The following is a 22,277-nucleotide window of genomic DNA, read 5'->3' as shown; positions in this document are numbered from 1 at the left end:
ATGGATTCACTTACTCAAATCGTTTTAGGGGCTGCTTGTGGAGAAGCAGTATTAGGAAAAAAAATAGGAAACAAGGCATTGTTGTTTGGTGCCATTGGTGGTACTATACCCGATTTGGATGTTTTGGTAGGAAGTTGGCTCTATGGAAATGAAATTGATGCCATGCTATTTCACAGAGGTTTTATGCACTCTATTTTATTTTCAGTTTTGGCAGCTTTTTTATTAGGTTGGCTGGTACATAAGCTGTACGATTTTGGTAAACGTAAAGCCACAACTAATCAAAAAGATTGGATATTACTCTTTTTTTGGTCATTATTTACACACCCTATTTTAGATGCGTTTACCCCTTACGGTACTCAATTATTTGCACCTTTTAGTAATTATCGGGTTGCTTTAAATAATATAGCGGTGGCAGATCCAGTATATACACTACCATTTTTAATTTGTATGATAGTGTTAATGTTTTTTAGGAGAACAGCTCTACAAAGACGAAGATGGCTAAAATGGGGTATTGGTATAAGTTCCATTTATATGTTGTTCACTTTAGGCAATAAGTTGTATATAGATTTAATTTTTAGAAAATCCCTAGAGGAAGCTCATGTTAATGCTATTAGATTTAGTACTCAGCCTGCTATTTTGAACACTATTTTATGGTATGGTATTGCAGAAACTGAAACTTCCTATTATGTGTCTGACTATTCATGGTTTGATACTGAAAATAGATTTTTAAATTTTAGGGAAATACCAAAACATCGGGATTTAAAACCTTCAGATTATACGGACATTGCTGGTCTCGCTTGGTTTAGTAATCGGTATTACAGTATTTATAAATTAAATGCTACAGAATACCAGTATAACGATTTACGCTATCCGCTTTTAGATTTGGATGATCCAAACTCATCGGTGTTTAGTTTATTACTTTACAAAGATGGCGAACGCTTTAATATGAAGCCTTTCGAACCAAAAGTAGAAGATATGGGATCAGCCTTTAAATCTTTATGGGATCGTGTAAAGGGGATTTAACTGAAAATAATTTCACGATATTCTTTATCAGGTTTTCCTTTGTAACTCTTATTCCTATTAAAAAGTATAGGTTTAACGTTTAAGTATCCCTAATTCAACCATACAGGCTTTCATCATTTGGTAAGTACGCTCAATATCCGCATCCAAACCTATAGAAAAGCGAATTAAACCATCACTCAATCCCATGGCTTTTTGTTCGTCTTCTGGAATTTCAGAGGATGTTGAAGTGCCTGGGGCTGAAAATAATGTTTTGTAAAACCCTAAGCTTACGGCTAGATATCCTAAGTTTCTATGTTGCATTAATTCCATAAGTTCATTGGCCTTTTTTAAAGTACCAACATCTACGGTTAGCATTCCACCAAACCCATATTCTGTATGCATCATACTTTTAAACAATTCATGGGAGGGATGGGATGTTAGCCCTGGATATACAGTTCTTAAACCATCAGCTTCAAACTTTGTAGCTAAATACAATCCATTTTTACTATGCTGTTGCATTCTAATATGTAATGTTCTCAAGTTTTTTAATATAGAAGCAGCACGTAAACTATCCATAGTAGATCCCAGTAACATGCCAGCACCGTCGTTTACATTTCGTAAATCATTAATGAACTTCTGTGTACCGCAAACCACTCCACCAACCGTATCACTAGAGCCATTGATAAACTTGGTTAAACTATGTATAACAACATTAGCTCCTAAAGTAGCGGGAGAAATGGATAAAGGAGAGAAAGTATTATCAACTACTAAGGATAAGTTATGTTCTTTAGCAATTTTTGCAAGTGCTCTAATATCAGCTACTTCCAAAAGAGGGTTACTTACAGATTCGCAATACAATACTTTAGTTTGTTTTGTGATGGCAGTTTTTACAGTTTCTGGTTTAGTGATATCTACAAAGGAAGCCTCTATATGAAACTTGGGTATAAAATTTTTAAAGAACGCATAAGTACCACCATAAATAGTCCTACTTGAAATAATATGATCTCCAGCATTACATAATTGCATGATTACTGAAGTAATGGCTCCCATACCAGAAGCAGTAACATTGGCTGTTTCAGTATCTTCCATAGCGGCTAAAGCCTCTCCCAGGTACAAGTTGGAGGGTGAGGAGTGGCGTGAATAGAGGTAACAACCATCAGCATTGCCTTCAAAAGTGTGAAACATAGTTTTTGCGGAGAGAAACGTATAGGTAGAAGAGTCTGAAATGGATGGGTTTACACCACCAAACTCGCCAAAATACTGTAAATCTTGAATATTATTTGCAGGTTTAAAACTCATTATGAATCATTTTTAGGATAAACGAATTTCAGGATTATTAGAAATTTAGTCAAGTAATAATTTATTTTTTAGAAAATAAATCTTTTTATTTTATTATTTTTAGAATAAATTTTTGAAATACGCTTTCAATTTCATTGTAGAACGAATTTTTTTCAATCATGATTTTCGACAGAACCGATAAAAAATTACTTGAGTTATTACAAAGCGATAGTAAACAAACCAATAAAGAGCTTTCCAATAAATTAGAGCTTTCGGTTACCGCTGTTTATGAGCGCATCAAGAAATTAGAAAAAGAAGGTTTTATTGAAGGTTATACAGTGGTTATCAATAAACAGAAAATTAGCCGCAACTTTGTTGCATTTTGTCATGTAAAACTACTTCAGCATAGCCAAGATTATGTATTTAGCTTTGAAAAAGAAGTGAACAACCTTGATGAAGTTTTGGAATGTTACCATCTTAGTGGTGATTATGATTATCTTTTAAAGGTAATTGTAGAGAATATGGCAGCTTTTAGAGAGTTTATGGTAAAAAAATTAACCAACATTAACCATATTGGTAGCACGCACAGTATGTTCGTAATAAATGAAGTGAAACAAACTAATGTAATTCGCTTTTCATGACGTCCAGAATCTATAAATGCATAGAACTATTTACTATATTTATTTTAGTGCCTGTAAGTTTTGCTTTTAAGTACTCAGTATTTATTAAATTGGCTATAGGTCTGCTAGGGTTTACGTATGTTGTTTATGTATTGTTAAAAGTAGAGAAAGCGGCTTTTAAAATTACTAAAAACCTAAATTGGAAATATTTTTGGACACAAACTTTATTAAAGTTAGCAGTTATAGCCATACTTACTACCGTTTTTTTATGGGTAACTAACAAAGAAGATTTATTTATCGTATTACGCAGTAAGCCAAAACTTTGGTTGTTTATTCTATTTATCTACTCTTTTTTTTCAGTGTATCCACAAGAACTTATTTACCGCACGTTTTTCTTTAAACGCTATCATAATTTATGGCATTCTAAAGCATTCTTGGTTTTTATAAATGCTACATTTTTTGCGTTAGCACATATTTTCTTTAAGAATACTTTGGTGTTGATCCTTACGTTTTTAGGAGGCATATTATTTGCCTTTACCTATTTAAAAACAAAATCAACACTACTTGTTTCTATTGAGCATGCAGTTTATGGCTGTTGGTTGTTTACCGTTGGTATGGGGGATATGCTCGGATTTCCTAACTGATTTTTTTAGATAAAATCGTACATAATTAAATCTTTTTGCTATTTTTAAGGAAGCTATTATTAACTAACAATATTAAATTATGAAAAATTTAGGATCAATTATTTTAGGGTTTATTATCGGGGCATTATTAACCTATTTCTTTTGCCCAAGACCAACTGGAGACGATATGCATGGAATGGATAGAAAAATTAGAGCACCTAAGGATACTATTTCTGTAGTAAAGGCGACTCAATTATTTAAGAATTGGCAACGAAATAATCCTACTGAAATTGACTCTACATTAGAAGTAGAAGGGTCTAGAAAGCAAACTACCAATGTAGCTTGGTCTTTAGATGTTGTAAGGGATTATTTAGACTATGCTGAAGCTAGAATTGATTCTTTGGGGTATAAAATGACAGGTATTGCAGTATTTATGGGGAATTATGGTAAAAACTCTGACCCCAAGTTAAAAAATAGAAATACTTTGTTTATTGCACCTACTGTTGATGGTGAATTATCTAAGGCAAGTATGTTTGACCTAATGCTACAAGGTGATAAAGATAATACACCACCATTGAACGCAGGTGGAGGTGGGCAAGGACAATACCCTTGATAAACTGTTCTGTTTTTTGTGGTTACATTTCTCTTAGAAAATTATTTCTACATAATAGTTGCTCTCGAATTATTGGCAGCTATAACAGGTGTTTTATATTTAAAAAAATTTAGTAAAACACCTGTTAAATACTTTATTTATTTTCTTGTTTTTATTGCAATATCTGAAATTTTTGGAGCCTACAATTATTTTGTTAAGCCTGATAAATGGCTACACTTTCTCATAGGGACAAAACTTGAAAAGAATCATTGGTGGACTAATATTTATTGGGTTATAGGTGCTATAATGTTTTTTTCTTTTTATTATATTAATATTTTAGAGACTCAATCCTTTAAGAAGTTGATTAAAGTTGCTAGGTATTCTTTTCTTACTTTTTCTATAATATATGTTATAGTTAATTGGCAGGACTTCTTTAATCATTTTTTTATAGTTTTAAATTTATTAGGAGCCGTAATAATATTTCTTTGCGCTGTTTTATTTTTTGTTGAGATTTTACTTAGCGAAAAAGTATTGGTATTTTATAAAAACATTAATTTTTATATTAGTGCGACTATATTTATTTGGTGGTTAATTATTTCTCCTATGACATTTTATGATGTTTATTATGAGTATGAGATTGGTATTGGTCATTTTGATAAGGAGTTTTTGTATTTAAGACGTCAAGTATTTTTATTCGCCAATATATTTATGTATTTAACTTATACCTTTGCTTTTATATGGTGCAAACCGGAGAACGAATTGTAAGCAGCGCTTCTGAGCGTTATATGTTAGTTTATATGATTGCTGTTCTAGTGATTATAACTTCGCTTGTTGTTATATTCTTCATAGTATTCCAAAAGCGAAAAAATAAGTTGCTGTTAGATAAAATCAAACAGCAGCGTGCTTTTGAAGAGGAAATGGTAAAAGCGCAAACCGAAACCCAAGAACAAACTTTAAAAAATATTGGTTGGGAACTACATGATAATGTAGGGCAGTTGTTGTCGTTTGCCAGTATGCAGTTAAGTATTTTAAAAATGCAGGTTTCTAATGATGTTAGAGATAAATTTAAAGACACCACAGAGGCCTTAAGTAATGGACTGAAGGAAGTACGTGCTTTATCCAAAACCCTAAATAACGATGTGATTTTAAATATAGGTTTTGAAAAATCCATTACCAATGAGCTGGATCGCTTAAAACGCATGAAGTTTACATCGGCTGAATTAAAGATTATTGGTAATAAAATAAACTTTACAGATAGAAATCACGAGATTATTGTATTTAGGATACTTCAGGAGTTTTTATCCAATTCCGTAAAGTATTCCGAAGCAAAAAATTTGAATATAACATTGGATTATAAGCTTGATAGTATAGTTATTACTGCTAAAGATGATGGAAAAGGTTTTGATATAAATGAGGTTGAAAAAGGCTCTGGTTTAATTAATATGAAAAGTAGGGCGGAACTTATTGGAGCAACACTTGAGTTAAAATCAAAACCTAATGAAGGTGTTGAACTTGTATTGGTGTATCCTTTACATTAAACGTTTACCCAAAATATTTAAATATTGTTTTTAAGAGATTTATTTTCCCTTTATAAGGCGCATATCTTAGAGGTAGATCAAGCCATGTACCACGTTTCATAATAGCTTTTTTATGCGAAAACGTATCAAATCCATGAATGCCATGGTAGTTACCCATACCACTGGCTCCAATACCACCAAAAGGTAATTTTGAGTTACCAAAATGGATTAAAGGATCATTAATTACTCCTCCACCAAAATTATAGGTAGTAATTATTTTGCTATAAAAACTCTTGTTTTTAGAAAAGACATAAAAGGCTAAAGGTCTCTCTATACCATTTAGAATTTTGGCAATGTCTTTTTCAGCTTCATAAGCTAAAATTGGTAAAATGGGACCAAAAATTTCCTCCGTCATAATCTTACTATCCAATTTAGGACTGTCTACTAATGTAGGGGATAGGTAATTGGTTTTTTCATCGATTTCTCCTCCAAAAATGATACTTTCATTTTCAATTAATGATACCAGTCGTTTTAGGTTTTTTGAGTTGATAATTCTGGGAAAATCTCCCGATTGAAAAATATCTTCGCTATATCTCCTAGTAATTTCTTTTTTTATAGCATTTACTAAATTGGCTTTAATACTAGATTTAACAATAACGAAATCTGGAGCAATACAAGTTTGTCCGCCATTTAATAGCTTCCCCCAAACTAAGCGTCTTGCTATCAATTTTACATCAATAGTGTCATCAATAATACAGGGTGATTTCCCTCCCAATTCTAATGTTACTGGGGTTAAATGTTTTGCTGCAGCTTCTGCAACAATTTTACCAACTTTAGTACTTCCTGTGAAAAAAATATAGTCCCACTTTTGGGCTAATAATGCTGTAGCTAAAGGAATACCTCCTTCGATAGAAGTGCATACATCCTCGGGAAATACATTTTTAATAATTTTAGTTAATACTTTAGATGTGTTTTCGGTAAGTTCACTTGGTTTTAAAACAACGGTATTTCCTGCAGCAATAGCCATAATTAGTGGATTCATGGCTAATAGGAACGGATAATTCCAAGGCGCAATTACTAAAACTGAGCCATAAGGCACTTTATAAATGTAGTCTTTGGAGGGAAAGGTTAAGATTGAAGCTCTAACACGTTTAGGTCTGCTCCAGGTCTTTAGTTTTTTAATGGCTAGGTTTAGCTCAGAAATTACCAATCCAAACTCACTGATATAGGTTTCAAATTCTGATTTTCTGAAATCGTTATACAATGCATCAAAAATATCTTGTTCTTTTTTGATGATTTCTTGCTTTAAAGCTTTTAAAAGTAGCAAGCGATAAGAAACGTCTTTAGTTCCTTGCGATAAAAAAAATGCTTTATGAGAAGCAACAAGTTCTGGAATTGATTTCATTGCCCTAAGATAAAACTTTAAGTGCAAGCATTCCAAATGGGGTCATTGGGTAATGGAGCAATAATAGATAAAGATTCTTTTTTTACAGGATGTATAAACTCGATACGTCTAGCGTGTAAATGTATACTAGCATCTCTATTGCTTCTACTAAACCCATACTTTAAATCCCCTTTTATAGGGCTGCCAATACTAGATAATTGCGTTCTAATTTGATGATGTCTGCCAGTTTCTAGATTGATTTCCAAAAGTGTGTAGTTATCTAGTTGTTGTATCGTTTTGTAATGTAAAATGGCTTTTTTACTGTCTTTAACTTCCTTTATATGTGAGTAAGATTTATTGTTTTTAGGGTTCTTTTTAAGCCAATGTACAAGCGTGCCCTCAGATTTTGATGGTGCTTGCTTTACGACAGCCCAATAGGTTTTTTTTATTTCTTTTGCTAAAAATAATTTGTTTAACCTAGGTAAGACTTTGCTTGTTTTTGCAAATATTACAATGCCAGATGTTGGTCTGTCCAACCGGTGTACTGTTCCTAAATACACATTTCCTGGTTTATTGTATTTGTTTTTAATGTAGGCTTTAACAACATCGTTTAAGGGGGTATCTCCTGTTTTGTCTCCTTGAACAATATCACCAGCACGTTTGTTTACGATTATAATATGGTTGTCTTCGTAAAGTACTTGTAAATTAGATGGATTAGATCTTTTAGACATTATTAGACCTTTTAGGTTTTAGTATCTTAAAATTGATTTCAACCAATGCGGACGAGGCACTATTTAACGTTTCTTTTGAAATACACTTTAAATCAAAAGCTATTAATAATTGTGTCTCCATTCCGTAAGCTGAACTGAGAGTTATTATTAAAAATCTAACTATCTAAGACATCTAGATTAATATTGTTCACTTTCATTTGGAAAGTCTTTGGTCTTAACATCATCAACATATTGGGAAATAGCAGAGGTCATTTCTTCATATAAATTTAAATAACGTCTTAAAAATCTTGGATTAAACTCATGGGTCATACCAATCATGTCATGAAGCACCAAAACTTGTCCGTCAACATCTGGTCCTGCTCCAATACCAATAATGGGAATGCTAACACTTTCTGCAACCTGTTGGGCTAATTTAGCAGGGATTTTTTCTAAGACAATAGCAAAGCATCCTAATTTTTCTAACATTTTGGCGTCACTCAATAATTGTTCAGCTTCTCGCTCTTCTTTTGCACGAACTGTATAAGTTCCAAATTTATATATAGATTGTGGTGTTAATCCTAAATGTCCCATAACAGGAATTCCAGCATTTAAAATACGCTTTATAGATTCTTTAATTTCTTTGCCACCTTCTAGCTTTACAGAATGCGCACCACTTTCCTTCATAATTCTAATGGCGGAGCGTAAGGCTTCTTTAGGGTCGCTCTGGTAGCTTCCAAACGGTAAATCAACAACAATCAAGGCTCTTTTGATGGCACGTACTACAGAAGAGGCATGATAAATCATTTGATCTAAAGTAATAGGTAAGGTAGTTTCATGTCCAGCCATAACGTTACTAGCAGAATCGCCAACCAAAATTACATCAACACCTGCCCCATCTACAATCTTTGCCATGGTATAATCGTAAGCGGTAAGCATGGATATTTTCTCGCTCGAAGCTTTCATATCCACCAAGGATTTTACGGTAACGCGTTTGTATTCTTTTTTAGCAGTAGACATTCTTTATTCATTTTTAGTTGCTCGTAAAAATAATAAATTAAAGATAGTCCTAAATATTTTCTTCTCGAAGTTTAAATATGTGATGTGCCTTAATAAAGTAGAATATTAATTTAAGGTTTGTATACAGCCCACACGATTATTTTCTCTTAATCAGCTTAAAGGATTTTTCTTTACCGTTTTGATTGGTTTTTAAGATGTAAATCCCAACGGATAGATTATAACCGTTAATTGGTAGCTGGTAGTTTTGATTGTCTTCTGTAATGTTAATATTACCACTGGTAATGGCACGCCCCATGATATCGTACAACGTAAAATTTACCGGCTCAGATTGTGACAAACTTACAACCCTCAATGAAACAGAATCAATAAACGGATTTGGGTACACCGATGCGTTGTATCCATCTTCCTCTTCAACTACTGTGAAAGGATCTGTAATTTCTATTTTTAATTCGCTAAAACCATAACAGCTACCTCCAAAATTTGAAGTTGGTGTTATAAGCACATATCTGGCTTTTGTGGCATTAAAGTTTGGTCCTTCACTGCCTTGGTATGTGGATGTCCCTGAGGCTTGTTCTAAATTAAAAGTGCCCAAGGTATTCCATGTAATAGCATCAAGAGAGTAATCTACGTGAAATTCGTTGATACCAAAATCTAAATTTCGGGGTTCGTTAGCGTTCCAAAATTGGGTTTCGTTCAATACATAATTATACCCTAAATCGTACATAATCCAGTGTGTTTCTCCATAGGATGTTATGGGATTTTGAGAGGGTTCACAAGACACCCAACCATCAAACCAATTAGTGCTATGCCTATCTGGGTAGCATTGTGCTTCTATAACTTGTACACAAGAAACTAAAAATAATATTAGGTAAAGAGAGGTGTGTTTCATCATGTTAAATTCATAAATCCTATTGGTGGGTTACTGCTACTGGTATCGTAAAAATTAGATAAATTAGGTAATACCATATTTAAATCTGAAGGGGAAACTCCAAACCAAAGTGCTAATTCTGCCATGTACAAATCTGCAGCTGTTGTTGGGATAAGTACCCCACTTCTTAAATCTAAATCACTGTCTAGTGCAAGGGTAGGGTAGTCTCCGTAAATGTCTTTCCCATTTACTGCACCTCCCATCACAAAAGCATTGCCACCCCAAGCATGATCTGTTCCATTTCCATTTGATGTTAAGGTTCTCGCAAAATCAGATACACTAAATGTTGTTACGCAATCACTTGCATTCAATTCAAAAAGTAAACTGTTAAAATATGCAAGGGCATCATTTACTTCTTTTAGTTTACTTGCTTGGTTGATTAATAATTCATCATGATTATCAAAACCTCCAATTTCAACAAAGAAAATTTGTCTTGAAAATCCTAAAGTATCTCTAGCACCAATAGTTTTGGCTACCATACGAAGTTGGGGTGCTAACTCGTTTTCTTCAGGAAGGGGAGTCACAAAATCTTGAACTCCATCAACAGCAGTTTGAAATGCTAAATTTGCATCATTAGATGCTTTAATCGTGTTTTTATAGGTGTTTTTATATATGTCTTGATAATCCCTTTCTAGCATGGAATTAAGAGCTTCGGTTTTAAGTTCGTTGAAAAAACCATCTCCTTGATATCCATTAATGCCTACACTGCCCTCATTTCTAATGGCGTAAGGTGTTATTTGGTCTCCTTGCTGAAATATATTTGTACCTCGTAAAGAAATATTCATAGATATATCAGTACTGGAGTTCATAGATTGAACCAAATCTGCAATTTTACCACCCCAACCAATATTGGTCCGCTCCCCGGGTTTTCCTGTTTGCCATTGCTGGGATTGATCTGAATGCGAAAAGAGCCCTAAAGGTGTTTTAACTGAATTATTTTTTATATCACTTTTTGTTGAAGGTTCTATAAGAGTACCCACGTTAGATATAAAGGCTAGGTTACCACTCTCAAAAAGTTGACGCATGTCTGCAAGTTCTGGATGTAGACCAAAAACTCTTCCATCACTAGTATTTGGGTTAATTTGCAATACGTCATTTTGTGGAATCGCTAAGTTTGATCTGGAAGTAGCGTATTCATTATATTCGTTGTCCCCTTTAGGAATAAGCATATTAAACGAATCGTTTCCTCCACTAAGCATTATGCAAACTAATGCTTTATAATCTCCACCATAAGGTATAATTGCTGAATTATCCATGGCGGCGGCGGCCATAGCTTTTAAGTTGATAAGCGAAGAAAACAGTGTTGTATAACCCAAAGCAGCGCAGGAGTCTCCCAAAAATTTTCTTCTAGACATTGTATTTTTCTTCGTCGTCATGTGTTTTATTTAAGTATGACATAATCTGGGCTTGACATTAATAAGTATAATGCCATTTTTACCCTTAGGTCTGTATATTGAACTTCTTGCCCCCAACCGTTTACAATTGGTTCTACAGCGTCAACAATAATTTGTTTAGTTTCGTTTGAAAGTTGACCACGCGTAAATAATTTATCTAATTGATTTACTAGTACTTCGCTGTCTTTGGCGTAATATTTTAACGCCTCAAAATCTAGAGGTGTACCTTCTAATTCTAAGCCCCAAGTTCTTAGAACATCATACCATCGTGGATTTGTCCATGCATCTACCTGATTTAAGTAATTTATACTGGTAGCAGAATTATGGATTTGAAATTCTGGAGCTAATAGATTTGCATCTGCAAATTCACTATTGGGTACATATTCTGGGAGGAAAAAATTAAAAACACTAGGAGCAGATAGCGGTGCCTGTCCTGTATTGTTAAAGAAATCGTATCCATTATTCCAATAACGTCCATTATCATTATCCAAATCTATTTGTCTTACTACGTTAAAGTAACGCATCATTGGTTCTATCATTTTACCACTTGTAGGATTCTCAATCCAGCTACAGTTTCTGGCTTCTTCATCTAATAAAATTGCTTTTATCACGGCTTTCATGTCTCCTCTTACACCTTTGGTATTGTTAAAAGCAGCACTGACGCGTGATACGTAACCAGTAGAAGGATTAGATTTTACCAATTGTTGAATTAATCGTTTTGCGATAAAAGGTCCCGTATTGTTGTGATTAAATAAATGATTGATAGCATCGTCGATATCCTGCATACCAGATTGTCCACTTGGTATAGTGTAACCGTTAAGCAGTTGTTTGGCTCCTGGTTCATGCCAATCATCATACATTATCATAGGCATATCTTTTCTGGCAAAATAATGTCCCATTCCAAATCGTAATGTTCTGTCTGGAAATTCATCTTCAATTCCTGCTGGTCCTAAACCTGTAAAAACCTTTGAAAATTCCTTAATGTCGTTATTGTCATAGGTTGGGATACGATTGCCTTGTCCGTCAGTAACATACGTCCCATCTTGATTTAATTCATATAAACCAATGGTAAATAATTGCATGATCTCTCGTGCATAATTTTCATCCGGATGAATATTTCTATCAGGAATACTTCTGGGGTTGTTATAATGACTTAGGTAAACACCCATCATTGGATGCATGGTTACATCTTTTAAAAGGTCTCTAAAATTGCCAAATGCATTGTCTTTTAATACATCATAATAGTCGGCCAAACCTACACCGTAACTAGAAAGGTTAGACTCTCTTGAAATAACTAAAATTTCGCTAAGCGCTAATGCTATCCTTTGGCGTAGTAGGTCTTCGTTATTGATGTTAGACTGCCACCACGCATACATAAAGTGTGTCCAGTTAGGCGTAGTGTTATTATCTGGATTACCACCATTTGATAAATATATTTGACGCGCTTCACTAAATATACTTTGTGTTAATTGTTGAAGTGGAGAAGAATCTATTCCAAATTGGGTGTCAATCCAATCCTCAAAAGGTTGTTCTGCAACAGATTTTATATAATTTAAATCTGTTCCAAATGTGGCTTGTGCGAGAAAACGTGACGTTTCTAAAAGCTTTCCATCTAAACCATGACCATTAATGGTGTTGATGGCTTCGGCACTTTCTCGCCAATCCGTTCTTGTTTGTTGGCTACTTGAGGTTACCGTTATGCCTTTACTATGTCCTGCACCTAAATAATCTCTATAATCTTGAGCTGAGATATTTAGTGTTAGACAGCAAAGTACACATAGTAGAAACTTTTTCATAGTGTTTTGTATGAATTCACTTAAAATGTAAGTTTTTTAAGTCTTAATCCGTCCAAATATAAATAAATTACCGATTAAAGAATTATTTTTTCGATAAAGCGTATTGTAGGGTTGTAATTTATAGAGGTTTCACTTCAATACATAAAAACATAAACGGCAAAATATACAAGTAATTGTGAGTCAGACGCTTTTAGCTTTTTTAACAGTCTGATATGTGTACGCCAACAGCTAGACCGCCTTCTGAGGTTTCTTTATATTTTGTATTCATGTCTTTTGCGGTTTCCCACATGGTATGTACCACTTTGTCTAGAGGTACTTTTACATGTTCGGGAGAGGTATCTAGTGCCAATTCAGAGGCATTAATAGCTTTTATGGCTCCCATAGCATTACGTTCTATGCATGGAATTTGCACTAGACCCCCGATGGGATCACATGTTAATCCCAAGTGGTGTTCCATAGCTATTTCTGCGGCCATTAATACCTGCTCTGGAGTACCACCTAGAAGTTCGCATAATGCCCCCGCTGCCATAGCAGAAGACACTCCTATTTCTGCTTGGCATCCTCCCATTGCTGCACTTATGGTAGCTCCTTTTTTAAAGATGCTGCCAATCTCTCCGGCAATCAATAGAAACCGTTTGATATCCTCAAAATTACCATCATGATTTTCTATAACCAGATAGTACATTAAAACAGCTGGTATCACACCAGCACTTCCATTGGTCGGGGCAGTAACTACACGTCCTAAGGAGGCGTTAACCTCATTTACCGCCAAAGCAAAACAGCTTACCCATTTTAAAATTTGCCTAAACTTTACTTCTGTGTTCCTAATGGAATAAATCCATTCTACTGGATTGGAGTAGGGTGTGTTGCCTTTTAGGTTTTGGTGTAAATCGTAGGCGCGACGTCTTACATTTAGTCCTCCAGGAAGCGTACCCTCAGTATGGCAGCCTGTATACATGCAATTTAGCATGGTATCCCAAATACGCTTTAGTTGTTTATCAATTTCTTTTTCAGATCGAATGGATTTTTCATTCTCCAGAACAACTTCTGAGATGGGAATCTTAAGTTGTTTGCAAAACTGGAGTAGTTCCGTACCTTTTTCAATAGGGTAGGGAAAGCTACATTTTATTTCAAAATTGCGTTTGGCATTTTTACGCTCTTCTTTTACCACAAAACCGCCACCAATAGAGTAAAATTTTGAAGTGTGTTTTTTACCATTTATTATGGCTGTGAAACTGATACCGTTGGCGTGAAAGGGTAAAAATTTTCTATTGAAAACAATATGGGTCTCTGGATTAAAGTCTATCTGTATTTCTCCTCCAAAATGTAAAATGTTGCTCTTTTGAATGGATTTTACTGTACGCTCTATACTATCAGTTGAAATGGTTTCGGGATCTTTACCACTAAGTCCTAATATCACTGCATAATCTGTGGCATGTCCCTTTCCTGTTAAAGAGAGTGATCCGTAAAGGTTCACGGTAACCTTTTCTACCTGATGAAATTTTTCTTCAGACTTTAGTTCTTGAATCCAGCGTTCGGCTGCGCGCCATGGGCCTAAAGTGTGGGAGCTTGAAGGTCCAACCCCTATTTTAAGCATATCAAAAACTGAAATACATTCCATAGTTACTAAAACGTTATAGTAAACAAATATAGAGTGTTTTTTACTCTTGCAAAAGCGGTAAGACACTAAGTGTTTTGAAAACCGAAAAGCAATGATTTAGCACTGACTTTTGCGGACATACCCGCGCAAGGGATTGAACGGCATGTTTGAAATCCCCGACGTAGGAGGGATTGAGTAGTGAAAGCCTGACCCCTTGTGGGTTGCGCCCAAATATTTATTATTGACTATTAGAGAAACTGCCTACTGCCACTGTATACTGCTTACTGATAGCTGACACTATGTCACACTTTTTGCCTTGGCATAAAGATTGACTATTATAAAACGAAATTTAAAAAGAATATTCAACACAATAAAAAACATATTATGAGTAAAATTATTGGAATCGATTTGGGAACAACCAACTCTTGCGTTTCGGTAATGGAAGGTAATGATCCTGTTGTTATCCCAAACGCTGAAGGTAAACGTACTACACCATCTGTGATAGCTTTTGTAGAAGGCGGAGAGATTAAGGTTGGAGATCCTGCAAAACGACAAGCTGTAACTAATCCTACTAAAACGGTTTATTCTATAAAGCGTTTTATGGGAAATAAATATTCTGAATCTACCAAAGAAGCAGAACGCGTACCATATAAAGTGGTAAAGGGTGATAATGATACGCCAAGAGTTGATATTGACGGCAGGTTGTATACACCACAGGAATTATCTGCTATGATTCTTCAAAAGATGAAGAAAACTGCAGAGGATTACTTAGGACAAGATGTAAGTAGAGCAGTAATTACAGTACCTGCTTATTTTAACGATTCGCAAAGACAGGCTACTAAAGAAGCTGGAGAAATTGCAGGTTTAAAAGTAGAGCGTATTATTAATGAGCCTACTGCTGCTGCGTTAGCTTATGGCTTAGATAAGAAAGGGACTGACCAAAAAATAGTTGTGTTTGACTTTGGAGGTGGTACCCACGATGTATCTATCTTAGAGTTAGGTGACGGTGTGTTTGAAGTATTGTCTACTGATGGTGACACACATCTAGGAGGTGATGATGTAGATGAAAAAATTATCAATTGGTTAGCCGATGAGTTTAAAGCTGAAGAGTCTATGGACTTGAGAGAAGACCCAATGTCTTTACAGCGTTTAAAAGAAGCTGCTGAAAAAGCTAAGATTGAGTTATCATCTTCTTCTCAAACTGAGATTAATTTACCATATATCACTGCGACTGCCAGTGGACCAAAGCACTTGGTGCGTACATTAACACGTTCTAAATTTGAGCAGTTAATCGACGATTTAGTTAAGCGTACTATAGAGCCTTGTGAGTCTGCATTGAAAGCAGCTGGTTTGAGTAAAAGTGATATTGATGAAGTGATTTTAGTAGGAGGTTCTACACGTATTCCTGCTGTACAGGCTGCTGTTGAGAAATTCTTTGGAAAAGCACCAAGCAAAGGTGTAAATCCAGATGAAGTGGTGTCTCTAGGTGCAGGTATCCAAGGTGGTGTATTAACAGGAGATGTAAAAGATGTACTTTTATTAGACGTAACACCATTATCTCTTGGTATTGAAACCATGGGTAATGTATTTACAAAGCTTATTGAGGCAAATACTACCATTCCTACCAAAAAATCACAGGTGTTTTCTACTGCTGCTGATAATCAACCTTCTGTAGAGATTCATGTGTTACAGGGGGAAAGAGCAATGGCTGCAGATAATAAAACTATTGGGCGTTTCCATTTAGATGGTATACCACCAGCAAGACGTGGTACACCACAAATTGAAGTAACGTTTGATATTGATGCCAATGGTATCATTAAAGTTTCTGCTGAAGATAAAGCAACTGGTAAAAAACAGGATATTAGAATTGAAGCATCTTCTGGATTAACTGAAGAAGAAATCCAAAAAATGAAAGCTGATGCTGAAGCAAATGCTGAAGCTGATAAAGCTGCTGCAGAACAAGCCCAGAAATTGAATGAGGCAGATTCTATGATTTTCCAAACTGAAAAATTACTAGAAGAGTCTGGAGATAAATTATCAGCGGATAACAAGTCTAAGATTGAGGAGGCTTTAGCTGAATTGAAAAAGCAATTTGAAACAAAAGATTTGGCTTTAATACAGCCAGCTCTAGATAATCTGAATGAGATTTGGAAAGCTGCTAGTGAAGAAATTTACAAAGCACAAGCGGCAGAAGCACAACAAGCTGGTGGTGCACAACCAGGACCAGATGCTGGTGCAGGAGAGCAAGCACAATCTGAAGGCGACAATGTGGAAGATGTTGATTTTGAAGAAGTGAAGTAAAAGCTAAAAGTCGGAAGATCTAAGCTCGAAGTAATATAAAAGGCATAACCAATTTGGTTATGCCTTTTTTGTTTGAAAGTATCATAATGTAGTTTAAGTAGTACTAATATTTATAATTGATTATCAGTGTATTACAAGGTATTTTAATATTAAGACGCTATAATTATACTAAATGCTTTATTTGTTCTAAAGCAAGGTTTAATGTGATGATATATTAGACTAGACCAATACGTTAAGGCATAAATATTGGTTAATATTCATTTAAATTAAACTAATTATGAAAAAAATTACATTCTTATTTTTAAGCTTTACTTTTAGTTTAGCTTTTTCTCAAACAAACTTATTGGCTAATCCAGATTTTGATACCGATCTTTCTGGATGGACTACCCAACTTGGTTTTTCTGGCGCAATGAATACATTTGCATTTTCTACAGAAAATCGAGGCTCTTCTGGAGCGTCTGGTAGTGGCTCACTAGAAATGAACGTACAGGTAGTTTCAAACCCTTTAAATGATGGAGCTAGTTCTATACGACAGGAATTAAATTTTGCACCTTTATTAGAACCTACAGGACCAACAACATTTTCAGGGCGTATTTGGGTAAGCTCAAATGCTCCAACTCCAGGTGGAAATGGTACAGATGATACATTAAAGATTCAGGTTTTTACAGAGAATGGTGGGTTTCAAGGAGCTGCATTTCCGCAAGGAGATTTCCCAGCAGATGGTAACTTTCATCCAGTTACCTTTACCTTTGACATAGAGTTAGCAAATTTAGATCCTGCTTTTGATCCATCAGATGTAAGAGTACTATTTAGTTTAGCAGATTCTCAAGGCACTTTTAGATTCGATAACGCCATTTTAATTGTAGGGGAAACAGGAGACTTACCGACACTATCCACTAATAACGTATCAAAAACAAAGGTTTCGGTATTTCCTAATCCTGCAAATTTAGCTATCAATATTAGAGGCAATATCACAGACAAACAAGCACATATTTATGACGCATTTGGAAAAAAATTATCTACAAGCATAATCAATGGTAATTTTAACTCAGTGGATATTTCAAGATTGACTTCTGGTATGTATTTTCTAGTTTTAGAAAGTGGTGCTTCTTTTAAATTTATTAAGGAATAACCACAATTTTTTATAAAAGTAATACTTAAAAAGGTTAGCATTTTGCTAACCTTTTTTATGTAACATTTTAAAAACTAATTATATAGTCCAGAAACTTAATTACTAGCAAAAATATTTTGTGAATTTTTTAAAAAATTAGGTAGGAATTTTTTTAAGTAGTTTGTTATATTGATGAATACCAAATCTTAAAAATTATTATCAAATGAAAAACCTACTACAATTAGCCTTAGTATTATTATGTCTTGTTATTTCTAATAAAACAATAGCTCAACAGGATAGAACTATGTTTGTTTTTGGACATAGTCTCATTGTGCATGCTACAGATTCGGATGAAACTACTGTCCCTCATTGGTTGCATCTACTGTCCCAAGAAGCAGGACATAATATTTCGGTTTCTGGACAATATGGGTTTTTGCCACAGCATGCCAACCTGCCGCCTATTTCGCAATGGGGTTTTAGTGAAGTACCATCAGCGTGGGATTCTGATACTCAAAATTTTTCAGAAGCTAACTTTAATACCTTTTTATTAACAGCTGCAAATTTTGTACAATATCAACCCTCTAACGTTAATTATGATGGAAACCCAACTACATCTCCCTTATCTGCAACTTTAGATATTGTAGATTGGATTGATAGTCAAGAAGAGCAGGCAGTAACCTATATTTATGAGAATTGGCCTGATATGGCAGGTTTTATTGCAGGAGAAAGTTTCCCTCCATCAGAAACTGAATTTGAAAATTATAATAATTACACGCTTGGAGACTTTCACAACTGGTGGATTGATTATCAGGATTTTGTACACGCTGCGCGCCCAAGTGAAAATATAAGAATGATTCCTGTAGGACCTGTTATGAGTAAGCTGTTAACAGAAACACCTTTAAGTCAAATCCCTATTTTAGACTTATATGAAGATAACGCACCGCACGGCGAACCAACACTTTATTTTTTAGCTAGTTTAATAACGTATATGGCTATTTACGAAGAAAAGGCCCCAGTAACCTATACAATTCCAAATACCGTAAACGGGTTGGTACAAGCTAATTTTCAAAGTACAATAGATTTTATTTGGAATGAGTTACTAGCATTTAACTACAGTAATGGTAGTAGTAGAGTTTTTGTTAACAATCCATTACATACTGATTCTATAGACTACAATGAAATATCTATATACCCTAACCCAACAAAAGATATCATTCATATAACTAATCATAATACCTCTTACACGTTTGAGCTATTTGATGCTAAAGGATTAAAGATAGCTCAAAAGTTAGATGTAGTAGATGGAGGTATAAATATTTCAAATTTATCTGATGGTTTATATCTTTTAAAATTAAATATTGGAGAAGATCAAGTCATAAAAAAGATCATCAAAAATTAAAAACTATATTTTGTTTGCTCATATGCACCTCTATATTTTTTTGATATGGAGGTGCATTTTTTATTTGTTATAACTGATAATTTTTTAATCAATACAAAACCAATATTTTTGAGGTATATAAAGAACGTATGTCATTTTCATCCCATATCATATCGAATTATCATCCTAAACGATTAGCTGTAAAACTAAACGCTAAGGGCGAACAGTTTGTTTTAAAAGGACATCCATGGGTGTTTTCTAATAGCATCACTAAAATAAACAAGGATGCTAAAACAGGGGATTTAGCTGTTATATTTCATAAACATAAGAACCGTGTTATTGGCTTAGGCTTATATGACGCCAATTCCCCAATCCGAATAAAAATGCTGCATTCTGGGATGGAAAAGGTAGAAATTAATACAGCTTTTTTTCAAAATAAGATAAAGGATGCTTTTAAGAAGCGAAAGACCTTATTAGAAACCAATACGAATAGCTATCGACTTATATTTGGAGAAAACGATGGGTTTCCTGGATTGATTGCAGATGTTTATGCTTCCGTTTTAGTGGTAAAAATGTATTCTGAAATATGGTTACCTTATTTAGAACCTATATTAAAAAGTTTACAACTAATTTCTAATGCTGAAACTATAGTGATGCGATTAAGCAGAAGCTTAAAGAATTCAAAATCACACCAACTAAAAGACGGAGAGATAGTTTATGGAACTTTGGAGGATAACGTTGTTACTTTTGTAGAACATGGTGTGAATTTTTCAGCCAATGTTATTAAAGGTCATAAAACAGGCTATTTTTTAGACCATCGTGCCAACAGAAAGCAAGTAGGAGCGTGGAGTAAAGGTAAAACAGTTTTAGATGTGTTTTCGTATGCAGGAGGTTTTTCTGTGCATGCCCTTGCTAATGGCGCAAAAGAAGTAACGAGTTTAGATATTAGTAAACAAGCACTAGAAATTGCTGTTGAAAACGGAAAATTAAACTCATACTCAGGAAAACATAAAACCATTGTAGGCGATGCTTTTGAAGCCTTAAATAAGCTCATAAAAAACAGTATTACTTTTGATGTGGTTGTTATAGATCCTCCAAGTTTTGCGAAACAAGCTACGGAGATAGCACTAGCACAAAAGAAATATGCACAATTAGCGAAGTTAGGAGAGAAGCTAACATCTAAAAACGGACTACTAGTTCTGGCGTCATGCTCTTCCAGAGTAACAGCACAGCGTTTTTTTGATATTAATAAAGAGGTGTTATCATCAACAGGTAGAGCCTATACCATTACATTAAAAACCCAACACGATGTAGATCATCCTATTGGGTTTCCAGAAGGAGCTTATTTAAAAAGCGGGTATTACCAATTTATGGAATAGTACAGATGATTTGTTTAAATAAGCTCCCCTTGGTTATTAGTTTTTAGTGTGATAACTGTATTCTTATTTTCAATTATAATTCTATACACTTGTTTTAAATGTCCAGACTTTACATCGTATTTCACGATATACTTATCTGCTACAATAGCATATTTTGGGTGTTTTTTTGATATGGATTGCAGAATATTTTCAGGTAATCTTACATTATGATAAGTTTCAAAGGTTTTAACAATTTTGCCATCTTTATTAAATGAAGCAATTATTTTACCCTTAGGTAATTCGAAAGTAACCATGTAGATATCATCTTTACGGTCATAAAGTTCAGAGATGCCATCGTGTTTATAGCTTAGAAGTGCTTGTTCTATTTTTTTTACGTAATCACACCTATTTTTATAAGCTTCAAAACTCAAATATTCAGCATTTAGAGTAATGATTGTTTCAGGAAGTGTTATGGTTTGGCTGTATATTATCCCAACACAAAAAAAGAAAGTTAAAGTTGTAATAGTATTTTTCATGATAGTAAAGTTTATTTGATTGTAAAATTAGCTATGCATGCATAATAAATACAATGATAATTATCATGTTATCAGTGTTTTATTGTATTCTTTTGGTATGGTTTATATAACTTGCTGATTATAAATATTATGCATGCATAATATTTTTTGTATATTTGATAAAATAATTTTTAATGGCTGCAACACTTACAGATTTACTTCATATTAAGTACCCAATTATTCAAGCCCCCATGTTTTTAGTGTCTAATGTGCCAATGGTAAAAGAGGCTATGAATGGAGGTATCGCTGGATGTATTCCCGCCCTGAATTATAGAACTTTGGATGAACTTCGAGTGGCTTTACGGGAATTAAGAGCCGCTAAACCCAAGGGCGGATCTTTTGGATTTAATTTAATAGTGAACAAGTCTAACGTAAAATTCAAAGGGCAGTTAGAAGTAATTTGTGAAGAGGGATGCGACTTTATTATTACGTCTTTAGGTAGCCCAGAAGAAACTATTAAGGAAGCCCATAAAGTAGGTATAAAAGTATTTTGTGATGTTACCGATTTAAAGTTTGCAAAAAAAGTTGAAGGTTTGGGAGCAGATGCAATAATAGCGGTAAACAATGAAGCTGGTGGACACAGAGGTAATATGTCTCCAGAGAACTTAATAAAGACGTTAACCGCAAATTGTAATATCCCGATAATTTCCGCAGGAGGGGTAGGTTGCAAGGCAGATATAGATAAAATGCTAAGTTATGGAGCTGCAGGCGTATCTGTAGGAAGTCCGTTTATAGCCTCTAAAGAAGCTAACGTTACTGATGAATACAAACAGGCATGTGTAGATTTTGGAGCAGACGACATTGTTATGACAGAACGTATCTCGGGGACACCATGTACAGTAATAAATACCCCTTATGTTCAAAAAATAGGCACTAAGGCAACTTGGATAGAGCATCTATTAAATAAAAACCGAAAGCTAAAAAAGTGGGTGAAAATGATACGTTTTTCAATTGGCATGAATGCCACAAAAAATGCAGCTACCAAAGCCACTTACAAGACGGTTTGGGTAGCAGGACCAAGTATAGAACATACTAAAGCCATATTACCAGTAAGTGATATTATAAAAAGGTTAGTAAGCTAAAGACCTCTTTA

20 protein-coding genes are annotated in these 22,277 nt (G+C 34.4%); 11 read left to right on the top strand and 9 right to left on the bottom strand.

The window, feature by feature from the left end; all coding sequences use genetic code 11:
• Entirely contained in the window at positions 1-1,023 is a 1,023-nt protein-coding gene (locus tag JS605_RS06335; protein WP_203256861.1) for a metal-dependent hydrolase, read from the top strand.
• A gap of 72 nt (positions 1,024-1,095) precedes the next feature.
• Here JS605_RS06335 and JS605_RS06330 read toward each other — a convergent pair whose 3' ends face one another.
• Complete coding sequence (locus JS605_RS06330) at positions 1,096-2,301, bottom strand: aminotransferase class I/II-fold pyridoxal phosphate-dependent enzyme (protein ID WP_203256860.1); 1,206 nt, start codon at positions 2,299-2,301, stop codon at positions 1,096-1,098.
• 158 nt (positions 2,302-2,459) lie between these two features.
• On the opposite strand from JS605_RS06330, the gene JS605_RS06325 reads away from it, so the two are divergent.
• The 5 genes from JS605_RS06325 to JS605_RS06305 all read left to right on the top strand — a co-directional run bounded on the left by JS605_RS06325 (position 2,460) and on the right by JS605_RS06305 (position 5,653).
• The gene (locus JS605_RS06325; RefSeq protein WP_203256859.1) at positions 2,460-2,921 is read left to right on the top strand and encodes an Lrp/AsnC family transcriptional regulator; all 462 of its coding nucleotides are present in this window, start codon (positions 2,460-2,462) and stop codon (positions 2,919-2,921) included.
• On the top strand, positions 2,918-3,544 hold the full coding sequence (locus tag JS605_RS06320) for a CPBP family intramembrane glutamic endopeptidase (RefSeq protein ID WP_203256858.1): 627 nt from the start codon (positions 2,918-2,920) through the stop codon (positions 3,542-3,544). Before JS605_RS06325 ends, JS605_RS06320 begins: the two co-directional genes overlap by 4 nt.
• Positions 3,545-3,623: 79 nt before the next feature.
• Positions 3,624-4,136: a hypothetical protein gene (locus JS605_RS06315; protein WP_203256857.1), complete on the top strand. Its 513-nt coding sequence runs from the start codon at positions 3,624-3,626 to the stop codon at positions 4,134-4,136.
• Positions 4,137-4,154: 18 nt separating this feature from the next.
• Positions 4,155-4,880, top strand: a complete 726-nt coding sequence (locus tag JS605_RS06310) for a hypothetical protein (protein WP_317194130.1) — start codon at positions 4,155-4,157, stop codon at positions 4,878-4,880.
• Positions 4,853-5,653, top strand: a complete 801-nt coding sequence (locus JS605_RS06305; protein WP_203256856.1) for a sensor histidine kinase — start codon at positions 4,853-4,855, stop codon at positions 5,651-5,653. The genes JS605_RS06310 and JS605_RS06305 overlap by 28 nt, the downstream gene beginning before the upstream one ends.
• A 4-nt stretch (positions 5,654-5,657) precedes the next feature.
• Here JS605_RS06305 and JS605_RS06300 read toward each other — a convergent pair whose 3' ends face one another.
• The 7 genes from JS605_RS06300 to JS605_RS06265 all read right to left on the bottom strand — a co-directional run bounded on the left by JS605_RS06300 (position 5,658) and on the right by JS605_RS06265 (position 14,482).
• Complete coding sequence (locus JS605_RS06300) at positions 5,658-7,037, bottom strand: aldehyde dehydrogenase (protein ID WP_203256855.1); 1,380 nt, start codon at positions 7,035-7,037, stop codon at positions 5,658-5,660.
• 17 nt (positions 7,038-7,054) lie between these two features.
• On the bottom strand, positions 7,055-7,747 hold the full coding sequence (locus JS605_RS06295) for an RluA family pseudouridine synthase (protein ID WP_203256854.1): 693 nt from the start codon (positions 7,745-7,747) through the stop codon (positions 7,055-7,057).
• 177 nt (positions 7,748-7,924) lie between these two features.
• Positions 7,925-8,743, bottom strand: coding sequence for a 3-methyl-2-oxobutanoate hydroxymethyltransferase (panB, locus tag JS605_RS06285; protein ID WP_203256852.1), 819 nt, complete (start codon positions 8,741-8,743; stop codon positions 7,925-7,927).
• A gap of 136 nt (positions 8,744-8,879) precedes the next feature.
• A complete protein-coding gene (locus tag JS605_RS06280) occupies positions 8,880-9,635 on the bottom strand; it encodes a T9SS type A sorting domain-containing protein (protein ID WP_203256851.1) in 756 nt (251 codons plus the stop codon).
• Positions 9,632-11,047 carry a DUF1501 domain-containing protein gene (locus JS605_RS06275; protein ID WP_203256850.1) on the bottom strand — a complete coding sequence of 472 codons (1,416 nt, stop codon included), beginning with the start codon at positions 11,045-11,047 and terminating at the stop codon, positions 9,632-9,634. Before JS605_RS06275 ends, JS605_RS06280 begins: the two co-directional genes overlap by 4 nt.
• Before the next feature lie 5 nt (positions 11,048-11,052).
• On the bottom strand, positions 11,053-12,861 hold the full coding sequence (locus tag JS605_RS06270) for a DUF1800 domain-containing protein (RefSeq protein ID WP_203256849.1): 1,809 nt from the start codon (positions 12,859-12,861) through the stop codon (positions 11,053-11,055).
• Between the two features lie 199 nt (positions 12,862-13,060).
• The gene (locus tag JS605_RS06265) at positions 13,061-14,482 is read right to left on the bottom strand and encodes an L-serine ammonia-lyase (RefSeq protein WP_203256848.1); all 1,422 of its coding nucleotides are present in this window, start codon (positions 14,480-14,482) and stop codon (positions 13,061-13,063) included.
• Positions 14,483-14,821: 339 nt separating this feature from the next.
• Here JS605_RS06265 and dnaK point away from each other — a divergent pair, with 339 nt between their 5' ends.
• The 4 genes from dnaK to JS605_RS06245 all read left to right on the top strand — a co-directional run bounded on the left by dnaK (position 14,822) and on the right by JS605_RS06245 (position 20,630).
• Positions 14,822-16,762, top strand: a complete 1,941-nt coding sequence (gene dnaK / locus JS605_RS06260) for a molecular chaperone DnaK (protein ID WP_317194143.1) — start codon at positions 14,822-14,824, stop codon at positions 16,760-16,762.
• 277 nt (positions 16,763-17,039) lie between these two features.
• Positions 17,040-17,894: a T9SS type A sorting domain-containing protein gene (locus JS605_RS06255; RefSeq protein WP_203256846.1), complete on the top strand. Its 855-nt coding sequence runs from the start codon at positions 17,040-17,042 to the stop codon at positions 17,892-17,894.
• Between the two features lie 202 nt (positions 17,895-18,096).
• Positions 18,097-19,272 (top strand): T9SS type A sorting domain-containing protein, encoded by a 1,176-nt coding sequence (locus JS605_RS06250; protein ID WP_203256845.1) that lies wholly within the window; start codon positions 18,097-18,099, stop codon positions 19,270-19,272.
• Between the two features lie 128 nt (positions 19,273-19,400).
• A complete protein-coding gene (locus JS605_RS06245) occupies positions 19,401-20,630 on the top strand; it encodes a class I SAM-dependent rRNA methyltransferase (protein ID WP_203256844.1) in 1,230 nt (409 codons plus the stop codon).
• A 14-nt stretch (positions 20,631-20,644) separates the two neighbouring features.
• On the opposite strand, the gene JS605_RS06240 is transcribed toward JS605_RS06245, so the two are convergent.
• Positions 20,645-21,145 carry a hypothetical protein gene (locus JS605_RS06240; RefSeq protein ID WP_203256843.1) on the bottom strand — a complete coding sequence of 167 codons (501 nt, stop codon included), beginning with the start codon at positions 21,143-21,145 and terminating at the stop codon, positions 20,645-20,647.
• Between the two features lie 173 nt (positions 21,146-21,318).
• Between JS605_RS06240 and JS605_RS06235 the strand changes: the two genes are divergently transcribed.
• Complete coding sequence (locus tag JS605_RS06235) at positions 21,319-22,266, top strand: NAD(P)H-dependent flavin oxidoreductase (RefSeq protein WP_203256842.1); 948 nt, start codon at positions 21,319-21,321, stop codon at positions 22,264-22,266.
• Positions 22,267-22,277 lie beyond the last annotated feature (11 nt).

It is taken from the genome of Hyunsoonleella ulvae (assembly GCF_016827605.1).
Taxonomy (GTDB): Bacteria; Bacteroidota; Bacteroidia; order Flavobacteriales; family Flavobacteriaceae; genus Jejuia; species Jejuia ulvae.
Note: the sequence above shows the minus strand (reverse complement) of the source record. Positions and strands in the feature narration are given on the sequence as shown.